10 protein-coding genes are annotated in these 14,922 nt (G+C 26.9%); all 10 read right to left on the bottom strand.

Translation table 11 applies throughout. From position 1 onward, the window contains the following. Nucleotides 1-66: 66 nt before the first annotated feature. The 10 genes from nadC to EGD97_RS00340 all read right to left on the bottom strand — a co-directional run bounded on the left by nadC (nt 67) and on the right by EGD97_RS00340 (nt 14,872). The gene (gene nadC, locus EGD97_RS00385; RefSeq protein WP_127836320.1) at nt 67-909 is read right to left on the bottom strand and encodes a carboxylating nicotinate-nucleotide diphosphorylase; all 843 of its coding nucleotides are present in this window, start codon (nt 907-909) and stop codon (nt 67-69) included. After that, the gene (locus EGD97_RS00380) at nt 887-2,188 is read right to left on the bottom strand and encodes an L-aspartate oxidase (RefSeq protein WP_078681101.1); all 1,302 of its coding nucleotides are present in this window, start codon (nt 2,186-2,188) and stop codon (nt 887-889) included. Before EGD97_RS00380 ends, nadC begins: the two co-directional genes overlap by 23 nt. Nucleotides 2,189-2,193: 5 nt before the next feature. Then, nucleotides 2,194-3,099 (bottom strand): quinolinate synthase NadA, encoded by a 906-nt coding sequence (nadA, locus tag EGD97_RS00375; RefSeq protein WP_127836319.1) that lies wholly within the window; start codon nt 3,097-3,099, stop codon nt 2,194-2,196. 288 nt (nt 3,100-3,387) lie between these two features. Next, a complete protein-coding gene (gene mglC / locus EGD97_RS00370; protein ID WP_078681103.1) occupies nt 3,388-4,416 on the bottom strand; it encodes a galactose/methyl galactoside ABC transporter permease MglC in 1,029 nt (342 codons plus the stop codon). A 51-nt stretch (nt 4,417-4,467) separates the two neighbouring features. Continuing rightward, nucleotides 4,468-5,988, bottom strand: a complete 1,521-nt coding sequence (gene mglA / locus EGD97_RS00365; protein ID WP_078681104.1) for a galactose/methyl galactoside ABC transporter ATP-binding protein MglA — start codon at nt 5,986-5,988, stop codon at nt 4,468-4,470. 72 nt (nt 5,989-6,060) lie between these two features. Continuing rightward, on the bottom strand, nt 6,061-7,113 hold the full coding sequence (gene mglB / locus EGD97_RS00360) for a galactose/glucose ABC transporter substrate-binding protein MglB (protein WP_127836318.1): 1,053 nt from the start codon (nt 7,111-7,113) through the stop codon (nt 6,061-6,063). Nucleotides 7,114-7,273: 160 nt separating this feature from the next. Then, on the bottom strand, nt 7,274-8,257 hold the full coding sequence (locus tag EGD97_RS00355; RefSeq protein WP_164850135.1) for a substrate-binding domain-containing protein: 984 nt from the start codon (nt 8,255-8,257) through the stop codon (nt 7,274-7,276). Further along, nucleotides 8,247-10,013, bottom strand: a complete 1,767-nt coding sequence (locus EGD97_RS00350; RefSeq protein ID WP_127836317.1) for a sensor histidine kinase — start codon at nt 10,011-10,013, stop codon at nt 8,247-8,249. The genes EGD97_RS00355 and EGD97_RS00350 overlap by 11 nt, the downstream gene beginning before the upstream one ends. Nucleotides 10,014-10,027: 14 nt before the next feature. After that, a complete protein-coding gene (locus EGD97_RS00345) occupies nt 10,028-11,653 on the bottom strand; it encodes a response regulator (RefSeq protein ID WP_127836316.1) in 1,626 nt (541 codons plus the stop codon). 105 nt (nt 11,654-11,758) lie between these two features. Further along, on the bottom strand, nt 11,759-14,872 hold the full coding sequence (locus EGD97_RS00340) for a glycoside hydrolase family 2 TIM barrel-domain containing protein (RefSeq protein WP_078681108.1): 3,114 nt from the start codon (nt 14,870-14,872) through the stop codon (nt 11,759-11,761). Nucleotides 14,873-14,922 lie beyond the last annotated feature (50 nt).

The raw sequence follows: 14,922 nt of genomic DNA, 5'->3' as shown, positions 1-14,922 counted from the left end.
AGCATAAAAAGCTGAACTTTTCTACAATAAATAAAATATAAAGTTAATATACAAATCATTAAAATTTTAATAAACATTTCTTAAATTTTTCATACTTAAATCTAATATAGGAGCTGAATGAGTTATATTTCCAACAGAAATATAATCAATTCCTGTTTGTGCAATACTATATATATTATCTAAATTAATATTGCCAGAAGCTTCAATTAGTGCTTTGCCATTTATAAGCTTAACAGCTTCTTTCATACTTTCTAAATCCATGTTATCAAGCATTATAATATCAGCTTTAGCTTCAAGGGCTTCTTTTACCATATCAATATTTTCTACTTCCACTTCTATTTTCCTTACAAAAGATGCGTTTTCCCTTACAGCCCGTACAGCTTTCATTATGCTTCCTGCAGCATTTATATGGTTATCTTTTAATAATACTCCATCTGATAAATTAAATCTGTGATTACACCCTCCACCAATTTTAACTGCATATTTTTCTAAAATTCTCATATTAGGAGTAGTTTTTCTTGTATCAAGTAGTTTAACATTTGTTCCTTTAAGTTTATCAACATACTTTTTTGTAAGAGTAGCAATTCCACTCATTCTTTGAAGGAAATTAAGTGCAGTTCTCTCTCCAATAAGTATATTTCTTGTACTGCCTTTAATAGAAGCTATAAGTGTTTTTGATTTTACAAAATCTCCATCATTTTTATAGAATTCAATTTCTACATTACCAAGTAAATAAAAAACTCTTTCAAATACATTAATTCCTGCTATTATACCATCTTCTTTAGCATACAAATCAACAATAGATTTAGATTCTTCACTTATTATTGAATTTGTAGTTATATCATCATAAGGTATATCTTCTTTTAAAGCATTTAATATTATTTCATCAACTATTAAAAAGTTCAGCATTTAATTCATTAGACCTCCTCATTAATTCATTAACAACTATTTTTCTGTTATTACATTGAATTTCATCTAACTCATATTGTAATTTAGGTACTTTAATATTTATATTACTTATATTATCAATATTTTTGTTTATATTCTCAGCCGCTCGTCTTGAAAAAACTAATCCTTCTAAAAGAGAATTACTTGCAAGTCTATTAGCTCCATGAACCCCTGTGCAGCTTGTTTCTCCTACTGCATATAAATTATTCATTGAGGTCATTGAATTAACATCTACTTGTATTCCTCCTTCAAAATAATGTTGTGCTGGGGAAACAGGTATTGGTTCTTTTGTAATATCAATGCCTTTATTTAAACATTCATTATATATAGAAGGAAATCTAAATTTTATGAATTCTTCACCAAGAAAAGTTATATCTAATCTGACAAAAGGAATTTTAGATTCATTAATTTCTTTCATTATTGCTTTAGTTACTATATTCCTAGGTAAAAGCTCATTAACAAATCGTTCTCCCTTTGAGTTTAACAGTTTTCCACCTTCACCTCGTACAGCCTCTGAAATTAATAGTCTTCTATCTTTATTATTTTCTTCATAAAAAGCTGTAGGATGAAATTGAATATAATTTATATCTTTTAATTTAATATTATTTTTTATAGCAATAGCAAGCCCATCACCAGTAAGTTTTCTTTGGTTGGTAGAATTGTTAAATAACCCTCCTATACCTCCTGTTGCAAGAATAACTACTTTTGAATATACATTTATTTGCTCATTGTCTTTTAATAATATGCCACCAATACATTTATTATCTAATTTTAATATATCTACAAGAAAAGTATTTTCATAAATAGTTATATTTTTACGTTTTTTAGTTTCATTTATAAGAGTTTCTGCTACTACTTGTCCTGTATGATCCTTGCTATGAACTATTCTATTTATGCTATGTGCGCCTTCCTTTGTATATGAAAATTTTTCACTAATTTTATCAAATGGCATACCAAATTCTATAAGCTTATTAATATCTCTCATAGACTCTTTTGCTAATATTGTTACAGCTTCTAAGGAATTTTTATATTGACCTGCTTTTAATGTATCTTCAATAAAATGAGGAATATCTTCCTCATTTTTAGCTGTAGATATTCCTCCTTGAGCAAGGTAAGTATTAGTTTCTGTAATTTTAGATTTTGATAAAACCAATACTTTAAGATCTGCTCTAAGATTTAATGCACAGTATAATCCAGATACACCAGAACCTGCTATTAATACATCTACATCTATATCCATTTTTATCACCCACATAATTCATGCATTTTTACTAGAGAGTTATATGCCTTTATTCTAATATCTTCATTTATTACTATTTCATTATTCATATTAATAAGACTTTTATATACATCTTCAAGTGTAATTTTTTTCATATTAACACAAGTCATTGTAGTACCAGGTACATAAAATTTTTTATCAGGATTTAATTTTTTAAGCTCATGTAATACTCCTTGTTCAGTAACAATAATAAAATCTGTGTCATTTGACATAGTTGCATATTTAATAATTTCTCCTGTACTTCCTATAAAATCTGCTAAATCTAAAACCTCAGATTCACATTCAGGGTGAACCAATACTTTAGCATTAGGTACAATACTTTTTGTATCTATAATTTGATTTACTTTTACCTTTTGATGAGTTATACAGTATCCATCCCATAATATAAACTTTTTATCTGGAAATTTTTTAGCAATATAATTACCTAAATTTTTATCTGGTAAAAATATTATTTCTTTATTATTTAAGTTCCTTATTACTTTTTCAGCACAAGAAGAGGTTACACAAACATCGCATAAAGCCTTAACTTCTGTTTTAGAATTTATATAAGCAACTACTGCAGCATTAGGATGTTTTTGCTTAAGTTTATATAAACTGTCAGCATCCGCCATGTCAGCCATAGGACACCCTGCATCCATCACAGGAAGTAAAATTTTTTTGTTAGGAGATAAAATTTTTGCACTTTCAGCCATAAATTTTACTCCACAAAAAACAATGATATCTTTTGTAGAATCTTTTGCAATTTTGCTTAAATTATACGAATCATCAACTGCATCAGCAATATCTTGAATTTCAGGTCTTTGATAATAATGTGAAAGTATAAGTGCATTTTTTTCTTTTTTTAATTTAAGTATTTCTTCCTTTAAATTCATACCTTTTCTTCACTTTCTATTATAAATTATACAGTGTATATACACGTGTATATAAGTATAACACTATAGCATATATAAATCAACAAAAAATAATAAAAAAGCACCAGTAAAACTGGTGTTAATATTATAAAAATTTTGGTAAACTTTTAAAAATAGTTGATACAAAAATAATATAAAATAATTAATTAATTATTTAAATTAATATGCTTCCTTTATGTAAACAATTTTATTAATTCAACTATATACATATAAAGGAAGCATATCAATAACAAATTAACAGCTTTATATTTATTTTTTCTTTACATATTTTCTTATATCAATTGCAACAGCAGAAACTATAATCAAACCTTTAACTATATATTGTAAATATGGATTAACATTTAAAAATGCTAGCCCATAGTTAATAACTTGGAATATTAAAACTCCTGTTATAATTCCAGGAACTGTACCTATACCTCCTGAAGTTGATACTCCACCAACAACACAGGCTGCGATAGCATCTAGTTCATACATATTACCAGTATTATTTGTTGCACTACCTACACGTCCTGCTTCTAAAGTACCAGCAAAACCATATAATGCTCCAGCTATAATATATATTATTATTAAATACTTTGTAACATTAACACCTGATACAGCAGCTGCTTCAGGATTACCACCTATAGCATACATATTTTTACCAAATTTTGTTTTATTCCAAAGAACCCATATAACTACAACTGCTATAAGTGCATAAACAATTAAATGAGGTAATTGAAATCCAAATATATTGAAACTTCCAGTAACAAAATTTTTAAAACCTTTATCAAAACCTCCTATTGGTTGTGCTCCAAGAGGTGGACGGTCAACATATATTGAACTTAAACCATAAACTATAATCATCATACCTAGTGTAGCTATAAATGGAGGAACTTTAAGTAATGAAACTACCACTCCATTGAGAAGTCCTATAATAGCTCCAATTAATATAGCAAGTAATATTGGAATTACTATTGGTAATTTAGGTAAACTCGGATACATACGATAAGCATAATCAGTTGCTTGTAATAATGAAGCTGATATAACAGCTGAAAGTCCTACTATACGTCCAGCTGAAAGGTCAGTACCCTGAGCTATTAATATACCTCCAACTCCTAAAGCTATTATTATACGTGTTGATGATTGAGTTAATATATTCATAAGGTTTTTCATTGATAAAAAATCAGGCTCTATTACAATTATAGTTATTATTAATACCGCTAAAACTACATATATTGCATTGTTCATAAGCCATTGCCCTGTTTTTTTTGCATCGAAAGAAACTTTTTTATTTTCCATAGCAAAATCCTCCTTCTCAGTTTTAAATTATATGCAATCTAACATAATATTTTATAAATATTTTGCAGATAATCTCATTATTTCTTCTTGTGTTGTATTTTTAGTTTCAACTATACCGGCAACCCTTCCATTACTCATAACTAATATTCTATCAGTTGTACCTAAAAGCTCTGGCATTTCTGATGATACCATTATTATTGACTTACCTTCTGCAGCTAAATTATTCATAAGCTGATAAATTTCAAACTTAGCACCAACATCTATACCTCTTGTAGGTTCATCTAACATTAATATTTCAGGTTTAATTAAAAGCCATCTACCTATGATAACCTTTTGCTGGTTTCCACCAGAAAGAGTTCCTATTACAGTTTTTTGGCTAGGAGTCTTAACTCTCATTGAATCAATAACCCACTGAGTGTCTCTGCTTATATTTTTATTAGATAAAAATCCAAATTTAACATAACTTTCTATATTAGAAATAACTGAGTTAAAACTTACAGATAATCTATCAAATATACCAGTTACTCTTCTTTCTTCAGTTACAAGTGCAAACCCATTTTTCATAGCTGTATTAGGATTAGTATTTTTAATTTCTTTTCCGTGTAGTTTAATACTTCCAGAACTTATTTTTCTAATTCCAAATAAAGCTTCAAGTATTTCTGTTCTTTTTGATCCTACCAATCCTGCTATTCCAAGTATTTCTCCTTCTCTTAAATCAAAACTTATATCTTTAATTGATGGCTGTATTTCTCCAGTTAAATTTTTTACTTCTAATATAACTTTACCAGGCTTATTTGTTTTTTTAGGAAAACGATTAGATAAATCTCTTCCAACCATCATATTTATTATCAAATCTGTAGTTAATTCTTTTGCTGGTTTTGTGGCAATCCACTGACCATCTCTCATTATAGTTACATCATCTGATATTTTAAGGATTTCTTCCATTTTATGAGAAATATATATAATTCCTACATTTTTCTTTTTTAATTTTTCTATTATTTTAAATAAATGTTCAACCTCTTTTTCAGTAAGTGAAGAAGTTGGTTCGTCCATAACTATTACTTTAGAATCATAAGAAACTGCTTTTGCAATTTCAACCATTTGCATTTGAGATACTGATAAAGTATTTATTTTTTGCCTTGGATCAAGATTTATATCAAGTTCTTCAAATATTTTTTTTGTATCTTCATACATTTTTTCTTCATCTATGAAAAGCCCCTTTTTAGGGTAACGTCCTAACCAAATATTATCTATAATATTTCTTTGTCTAACTTGATTTAATTCCTGGTGAACCATTGAAACACCATTATCTAAAGCTTGTCTAGAATTTTGAAAATGAACTTTTTTACCGTCTAAATAAATTTCACCTTCATCCATATGGTATATGCCAAATAAACATTTCATAAGAGTTGATTTACCAGCACCATTTTCACCCATAAGAGCATGAACAGTACCTGGTCTAACTTTAAGTGTTACACCTGATAATGCTTTAACTCCAGGAAATTCCTTAGATACATTTATCATTTCTAATATATATTTTGTATTGTTTGTTTCTTTTGCTGTATTATCCATGGATTTCCCTCCTATCCACTAAATTTTAAATAATATGAGGCACACTTTAAGTGTGTCTCATATTTATTTTATTTATTTGTATGCTTCTTCTGCAAAGCTTACATTATCTTTATTAATCTTTACATAAGGCACACGAACTGCTTTTTTATCATCTAGTTTCCATTTAGTTCCGGAAACAACATCTTTTCCATTAGCAGCATTTATAGCTAAATCAAGAGTAGCTTGTCCTTGATTTTTAGCATCATTTAATACTGTTCCTGCCATTTTACCTTCTTTAATCTTAGATAGTGCGTCTGGAATAGCATCAACACCAAATACTGGCATATATTTATCGTTTTTGAAGTATCCAACTTTTTCAAGTGAAGTTATAGCACCTAATGCCATAGCATCATTATTAGCAATAACTACCTCTATTTTACCGTCATTTTTAGCAAGCCATGCATCCATTTTTTCTGCAGCTTTATTAGTATCCCACATAGCTGTATCTTCAGCTATTTTTTCAACTCCAACTCCATTTTGAACTATAGTATCAATAACATACTTAGTTCTTGCTTCAGCATCTGGATGTCCTGGTTCTCCTTTTAATAATACATATTGGATTTTTCCATCTTTATTTAAATCCCATTTATCTTTATTTTTATTCCATTCATCTAATATTAATTCACCTTGCATAACTCCTGATTCTTTTGATAAAGTTCCAACATACCAGGCTTTATCATATCCTGCTAATGCAGCTGCATCAGGCTCTTTATTAAAGAATATTACAGGAAGATCAGCTGCTTGAGCTTTTTCTATAACATTACCTGCTGCTTTTGGATCAACCAAATTAATTGCAAGTGCTTTAACTCCTTTTGAAATCATAGCATCAATTTGTTCAAGCTGTTTAGCTTGGTCATTTTGTGAGTCGTTAAGTATTACATCAGCTTTATCTTTAGCTCCTTTTTCAATTGACTGTCTTACAAATGACATAAAATTATCATCAAATTTATATATAGTAACACCTATCTTTGGAAGTTTTGATGAACTTCCTGAAGAACCATTTTCATTTGTTGAAGTTGATTTTGAAGCACAACCTCCAAGTACTAATGATGCCGCTAATACTGTCGCAACTAATTTTTTATTCATAGAATATTCCCCCTATACTTTATTTTCAATTTATATATCGTTTTCATGTATTAATAATAACATCCTTGTTATATAAAGATAATATAAAATCCTACTGTGTTATATAAAAATTCTACTGTGTTGTAAACATACACAATAGAATTTAATAATTTTTATATATTTATCTAGTAATGGGGAATATAAATTTTTGATTTTCTTTTGTATAAATATTATTTTTATCTATAATTCTAGTTTCTATATTTAATTCTTTATCTACATCAATTCCTCTTGCAGCCATAGCAGCATTTTTAATTCCAAGATAACCCATTTTAAATGGATTTTGTACAACAATTAAATCTATTATACCTTTTTCTAAATATTGAATTTCAAGAGGTGTATTATCAAAAGCAATTAATTTGATTTTTTCACCAAGACCTAATTCTTCTATAGCTTGAGCTGCTCCTAGTGAAGCTGAATTATTTAGAGTAATTATGCCATCTAATTTATCATAATTTAAAAGCATATCTTTAGTTAAATTATAGGCAGTTTTTTCGTTTGAATAACAATATTTTTTGCTTATTAGATTTATTTCAGGATGTTGTTTTAATACATTGATTACACCAGATTCTCTTTTATATGCACTTTCACTTTTTTTATCAAAATTTATAATTGCTATATTGCCTCTTTCACCTACTGCATCAATTAATTTCTCTGCAGCTATACTACCTGCTTTAAAATTATCAGTAGATATTTTGCTTGCTACCTTGTCAGAATTTACTCCTGAGTCAACTGTTATAACAGGAATTTTTTTCTCATAAGCCTTTTGTACTAAATTTTTCATTCCTTCATAATCAGAAGCAGCTAATACAATAGCATCTACATTTTTTTCTAAAGAATTTAAAAACAATTCTTCTTGTTTTGATACATCATATTCCACACTTGGTGCTATAAAAGTCATATTCACATTAAATTCTTTAGACGCCTCATGAGCTCCTAAATATACAGAGTTCCAGTATTGATCAGTATTTATTTTTACAATAAAATCAATATTTACTCTTCTGTCAATACTGCTTTCCCCTTTATTTTTATAAATATGAAAACCATAAAAAGCAGCAGAAATAATAATGCTAATTAAAATAAAAATTAATATTATTTTATTTTTCATCGTTCCCATCCTTTACTATAGGCAGCCAAAGCTTTACCTTAGTTCCTTCTTCTAATTCACTTTCAATTTCCAATCCATATTCTTTTCCATAGCAAAGCTGTATTCTTTCATGAACATTTCTTATTCCAACTCCTGCCCCTCCATTTTCTTTAGAATTATATGAAAGTATATTTTCTAAAATATCTGGTTTTATCCCTAAACCATTATCTGTTACTTCATACAAAAGTTTACCATTTACTTCTTTAGCAGAAACAGTTATATTTCCTTCTTCAAACATATATTCAATCCCATGATAAATAGCATTTTCTATAATTGGTTGAAGTATAAGTTTTAAAGTTTTATATTGAAGTACCTTTTCTTCAACTTCAATGTTAAATTTAAATTTGCTTTTAAACCTTATTTTTTGTATTATCAAATAATTTTTTGCATGTTCTATTTCTTCTCTTACAGTAATTATATTTCTTCCTCTGCTTATACTTATTCTAAAAAGTCTTGCAAGAGAAGTTACCATTGTTATAACATCTTGAGTTTTACCATTTTCAGCCATCCATACTATTGAATCTAATGTATTATATAAAAAATGTGGATTTATTTGAGCTTGAAGAGCATCTAATTCACTTTTTCTTTTTGCTTCTTGTTCTATAACTATCTGATCCATAAGCTGTCTTATTTTTGAAACCATTATGTTAAAAGTTTTAGCTAAATGTACAACTTCTTTATCTCCATTAATATCAACTTTTATATTAAAATCTCCTTCTTCAACTTTTTTCATTGAATTATCAAGTTCTTTAATAGGTTTTGTTATTTTAGCTGAAATAAAAATAAACAATAAAATAATAAATATTATTGCAAGAGCTAAAATTGCAGCCGAAAAATTTGTTATATCTTTTTTTATTTTGTAAAATTCATCCATATAGGATACTCCTGCAACTCTCCAATCGCTATTTCCTATAGTTTTTACTGTTATAAGTCTTTCTTCTTTATCAGTATTTTGAATAGTCGTTCCATAGTAAGTTTTTAATACATCTTTAATATCTTCATTTTTAAGCCCTAAATATATAAGTTGCTGCTGAGGATGATATATAAAATTTCCTTTTGAATCAATTATATATACATATCCTCTTTCACCTAAACTAATTTTTTTACAAAATTGTTCTATAGAACTAAAATTTATATCTACAAGAAGTATCCCATTTATTTTTTCTTTTCCATAGTTAAAAGTAATAGCTTTACTTAAAGATATTACCCAATTGTGTTTAACTTCAAATAAATTTTGAACATGTGGTGATGATATAAATACTTGACCATTATTCTCATTTGCTTTTATAAACCATTCTTGGTTTATTATATCAGCATTATTTTTAAGTTTTGAAAAAGGATCACCTATAATAATTTTGCCTTTATCTGAAAATAATGCTATAGAAACTATATCATCTTTCATATCAAGTATAACATCTAGCTTTTCAACAAGTTTTGAACTATTAATATTGTCAGTTTTATTAATATTTTCATCTATTAAATTTACAATATCTATCATGTTATTTCTATAATTTTCTACATTAAAACTTATTTGTTCAATAACATGCATTGTACTTTTACTTACATTTTGCTTAGCTGTATCTGAAAATTTTCCTGATAATATAACACTTATAAAAACCATAAAAATAACAGTTATAAAAGCAAAAGATACTGTAATTATTGATTGTATACTTTTAAGTTTTATAAAATTGCTTATTTTTTTAGTTAGTTCGGTCATTTATTTCAAACTCCTTATTGTACTTTTTCTTTTATACTGTTTCTATATTCTGAAGGTGATAGATTAAATCTCTTTTTAAAACTATAACTAAAATAATTAGGCTCCGAATAGCCTACATTTTCTGCAATTTCAAAAGTTTTCATATTAGTTGTTCTTAAAAGTTCCTTCGCCTTTTCCATTCTTACATGAGTCAAATAATTTATAAAAGTTGTTTTTGTTTCTCTTTTAAATATAAAACTAAAATAATTTGGACTTATATGAAGATAAGTGCAAACTTTATTAATATTTATGTCACTTTCTTTATAATGCTCTTTTACATATTCTTTTGCTTTTTCAACTAATTCATTTGCAGTATCCTGTCTACCCTTAATTATATAATTTCTTATTTTAATTGAAATATTTTTAAACCAATTTTGTACTTCTTCTATTGTATTTAAACTATATAATTCTATAAATAAATTATGATTGCTTCCAAAAATATCATTAATATCTATATCTGAATTCCTTGCAACTTTTAAAATTGTTGTAAGCATTTCCATCACATATATTTGATAATCTTTAAAAGATACCTTAAAATCTGAAATTTCTTTAAAAAGTTTATCTATGGTATCTGAAATTTCTTCTAATGTACCAACCTTTATAGAACTTTCCAAGCTTCTTTCTTTAAGCTCATCAAATACAACTTTATCAGCACTTTTTGGTTCTATATCCTCTATCCATATAATTCTATTATTTCCCATAAAAATTTTATAATCAAGTGCAGCAACAGCATTTTGATAAGATTGGTTTAATTTAGTTATATCATTACATAGGTTTCCTATACCTATAGTTACAGTAAATTTTAAAAATTTTTCTATAGTCTGCCTTAATTCTTCTAATGCATTAAAATTCATTTCAATAATTTTATTTCTATCATAATCATCTGATTTGCTTATAATAACAACTGTTTCATTATTTATAAAAGCAACTCCTAAATTATATTTAATTATAATTTCTTCTACAATATTAAGCACAGAAAATTTCCAAAGCTCTTTTTCTTCTTTAAAATCCTTTTGATTACTTGAAAAATCTATACTAACAATAGATACCATGTAATTTTTCCCACTTAAGTCAATATTATAACTCTTACTTTTTTCCTCAATTTCTTCTTTTGTTAAAGTACTTGTTATAAGTGAAACTAAAAATTTTTCTTTTAATATAGGAAGACTTTTTCTAAAATACTCTCTTAAAGCTTCTATATTTTCTTTTTCAGCAATTTCATTATCTATTTTGTTCTTAATTTTTATAAGTATTTCTGTAAGTTCTGAAGATGAAATAGGTCTTAATATATATTCTAAAACATTTAGTTTTATAGCTTTATGGGCATATTCAAATTCATCATAACCTGTTATAAGAATTATTTTAGTTGTAGGATATTTTTCCCTAATAATCGAAGATAATTCCAAACCATTCATAAAAGGCATATTTATATCTGTAATAAGTACATCTGGCAAAGTTTTTTCAAACACTTCAAGTGCTTCTTTGCCATTTTCAGCTTCTCCAACTATTTCAAATCCTATAAAATTCCAATCTATTTTTTCTATAATTCCTTTTCTAACTTCAACTTCATCGTCTACAATAAGAAGTTTATACTTTCTCATTTGCATTCCCCTTTTAAATTATTAGAATTATTTATAAATTTATTATATATTATTTAAGCAATAAAACTCTAGTTATATATCCTAGAGTTTTATTACTTATATGTTTTATTTTTTTATTCCTTTTATAGTATAAGAAAATTTATAATTTCTATTTGCATATAAAGTAAATTCTGGATGAGTCTTTGAACCCCAGCTATCATCTCCACCAATTCCCATTTGCTTATAGTTTATCCTTACTACAACTTTATCACTAATAGGAAGTTTGTAATTATGATCAGCTTTTTCTAATTCTTCTATAGAATACGGTAAAACATTTAATTCAAATACAGGATCTCCCTTTATCAATAGTCCTGTACCTTCTTTATTAGATAATAAAGCCCATCTAACTTCTGTCTTATTACCACATTCTTGTGGTTTTAAATATGGCACATACTGTTCGCAAACCTTTCCATTATAAATACCTATTTTAGCACTTTCTTTCCTATCCCAATAATTTTCATGAGGTCCATTGCCATACCATACTAAGTTTTCAAAATTTGAATTCATAATAAACAATGTACCTACTTCTGGTATTTCAGGAAGATTTTCTCCTGGAATAAGATTTTCACTTACTTTTATTTCACCATTACCTAATATTTCATATTGAATTTTGCATATTGAATAATTTGATGCAGGAATAACAAATTCAGAGTATAAAACTACTTTTGTTTTGTAAAATTCAATATTTATATTTTTAAGTTCTTTTAATATTCCGGCATATTTCCATGTTTCACACCTTTTTTCAAGCATATTGCCTCTATCATTATCTGTTACCGCTCTCCAAAAATTAGGTCTTATTCCCTCTTTTAAAAGTTCTACTCCATCAAATTTATAAGATATAATTTCCCCTTTTATTTTATCAAAAATAACTGTAAAATTCTTACCTTCAATATTTAATTTATTTTGTTTATCATAAATAAAAATCTCTGGATAATTTATTATTTTTAATTCTTTATTATTTTGTTCAACAGGAAGAATAAATTGTTTAAATGCAATTTCATGTCCTGATTTTGCCCAAATAGTATCTTTCTTTAATATAAAACTTATGTTTAAAATATATTCTTCATAAGGCAAAGCATTTTGTGGCAAATTATACTCAATTATAATCTCCTTTGATTTTTGTGGCTCTATATCTATATCTAAACTTCCATTAGAAATTACTTCTCCATTTTTAGTTATATTCCATTCAAGCTTATATTCATTTAAATTTGTAAATAAAAACTCATTATATATTTTTATTATTCCTCGTTTTAAATCTACTTTATTAACATGTATAGATTCATAACACTTTTTTACTTCATATATTTTAGGACTTAAACTTTTATCAGCAAATAATAAACCATTGCCACAAAAATTACCATCATTTGGACTATCATTAAAATCTCCGCCATAAGCTAAATAATTTATTCCTTCAGGTGTCTTAGTAAGTATAGCTTGATCTTTCCAATCCCAAATAAACCCTCCTTGAAGCACAGGATATTTCCTAAATAATTCCCAATATTTAAATAAATTCCCACAAGAATTTCCCATTGCATGACTATATTCACAAAGAATAAATGGTTTTTTAGGATTATTTAAAGCATACATTTCTACGTCTTGAGGCTTTGTATACATTTGACTTTCTATATCTGATGCATCTTCGAAATCTCTATTATGAAAAATTCCTTCATAATGAACTAATCTTGTTGGATCATTTTCTTTAAGGAAATCATGCATTTTTATAAAATTTTCTCCTCCATAAGATTCATTGCCAAGAGACCATATTATAACAGATGGATGATTTTTATCTCTTTGAAACATGGAATTACATCTATCTATAACTGCATCAGTCCATTCTTTATGACTTCCTGGAATAATTTCTTCTTCTTTATAATGTCCTAATTCCCACATTCCATGAGTTTCTAAATTAGTTTCATCTATAACATATAAACCATATTCATCACAAAGATCATACCAAATTTCATTATTGGGATAATGTGAAGTTCTAACCGCATTTATATTAAACTTTTTCATAAGTTTTATATCATATAACATATCATCATAACTTATAGCTCTTCCATCTATATGACTAAATTCATGTCTATTGACACCTTTAAATAGTATTCTTTTGCCATTTATTTTCATAAGTCCATCTTTAATTTCAAACTTTCTAAAACCTATTTTACAGCTTATTGTTTCTATTATATTGCCTAAACTATTTTTTAAAACAAGTACTAATGTATAAAGATTAGGAACTTCAGCACTCCATTTTAATGGATTTTCAATAAAAGATGAAAATTTAACTTCACATTCGTGTTTATCATTTAAATCTATATCTGTTGTCATAGTTTGCATATTTAATACTTTATTTTTGTTTTTATCATAAAGCATTGCCTCTAAATTTAAAGTTTCCATAGATTTATTATAATAATTTATTATATTCGCTTTTATAGTTAAATTTGCATTTTTATAATCAATATCAAGATCAGGAATTGCTGCAAAATCATATATGTGTACTTCTGGTGTAGAATATAAATAAACATCTCTAAAAATACCGCTTAATCTCCAAAAATCTTGATCTTCTAACCAGCTTCCATCACACCATCTATAAACTTCTACTGCAAGTTTGTTTTCTCCTTTTTTAATATACGGTGTTATATCAAATTCCGATGGAGTAAAGGTATCTTCGCTATATCCTACAAATTCTCCATTTACCCAAACATAAAAAGCAGATTCTACTCCTTGAAAACTTATATATAAAGGTTTACCTTCCCATTCTTTTGGTATATTAAAATTTCTTATATATGAACCTACAGGATTGTACTTTGTAGGTGCTGTTGGTGGCTTTATATTTTCTTTACCATACCAAGGATATATTTTATTTGTATATTGTGGATAATCATACCCTTGCATTTGCCAATTAGAAGGTACTTTTATTTCCTCCCAAGAACTAGCATCGTAATCATTTTCATAAAAATTTTTAATCCTTTTATCAGGATTTTCAGCAAAATTAAATTTCCACAATCCATTTAAAGATAGATAATATTTAGAATTAAATTTATTCCCTTCCAATGCTTCTTCAACAGTATCAAAAGGCATAAGCGTTGAATGAGCTTTCATTCTATTAACCTCAAAAATTTGCGGATTATTATTCCATTCAGGATATCCGTTAGCTGGAGGTACATATTTAAATTTACTCATACATAAACACCTCTTTATTATTTTTTAGAAATCCTTTTCTATATCATTTT

The sequence above is a fragment of the Clostridium prolinivorans genome, from assembly GCF_004011155.1.
GTDB classification, from domain to species: Bacteria; Bacillota; Clostridia; order Clostridiales; family Clostridiaceae; genus Clostridium_AT; species Clostridium_AT prolinivorans.
The sequence above is the reverse complement of the archived record's forward strand: the minus strand, read 5'-3'. Positions and strand labels throughout refer to the sequence as shown.

What these genes read in the sequence shown, in the direction of transcription:
- mglA (WP_078681104.1), bottom strand. Translation starts at nt 5,988, where the DNA reads ATGGATAATACAGCAAAAGAAACAAACAATACAAAATATATATTAGAA.
- EGD97_RS00380 (WP_078681101.1), bottom strand. Translation starts at nt 2,188, where the DNA reads ATGGATATAGATGTAGATGTATTAATAGCAGGTTCTGGTGTATCTGGA.
- nadC (WP_127836320.1), bottom strand. Translation starts at nt 909, where the DNA reads ATGCTGAACTTTTTAATAGTTGATGAAATAATATTAAATGCTTTAAAA.
- nadA (WP_127836319.1), bottom strand. Translation starts at nt 3,099, where the DNA reads ATGAATTTAAAGGAAGAAATACTTAAATTAAAAAAAGAAAAAAATGCA.
- EGD97_RS00355 (WP_164850135.1), bottom strand. Translation starts at nt 8,257, where the DNA reads ATGAAAAATAAAATAATATTAATTTTTATTTTAATTAGCATTATTATT.
- EGD97_RS00350 (WP_127836317.1), bottom strand. Translation starts at nt 10,013, where the DNA reads ATGACCGAACTAACTAAAAAAATAAGCAATTTTATAAAACTTAAAAGT.
- mglC (WP_078681103.1), bottom strand. Translation starts at nt 4,416, where the DNA reads ATGGAAAATAAAAAAGTTTCTTTCGATGCAAAAAAAACAGGGCAATGG.
- mglB (WP_127836318.1), bottom strand. Translation starts at nt 7,113, where the DNA reads ATGAATAAAAAATTAGTTGCGACAGTATTAGCGGCATCATTAGTACTT.
- EGD97_RS00345 (WP_127836316.1), bottom strand. Translation starts at nt 11,653, where the DNA reads ATGAGAAAGTATAAACTTCTTATTGTAGACGATGAAGTTGAAGTTAGA.
- EGD97_RS00340 (WP_078681108.1), bottom strand. Translation starts at nt 14,872, where the DNA reads ATGAGTAAATTTAAATATGTACCTCCAGCTAACGGATATCCTGAATGG.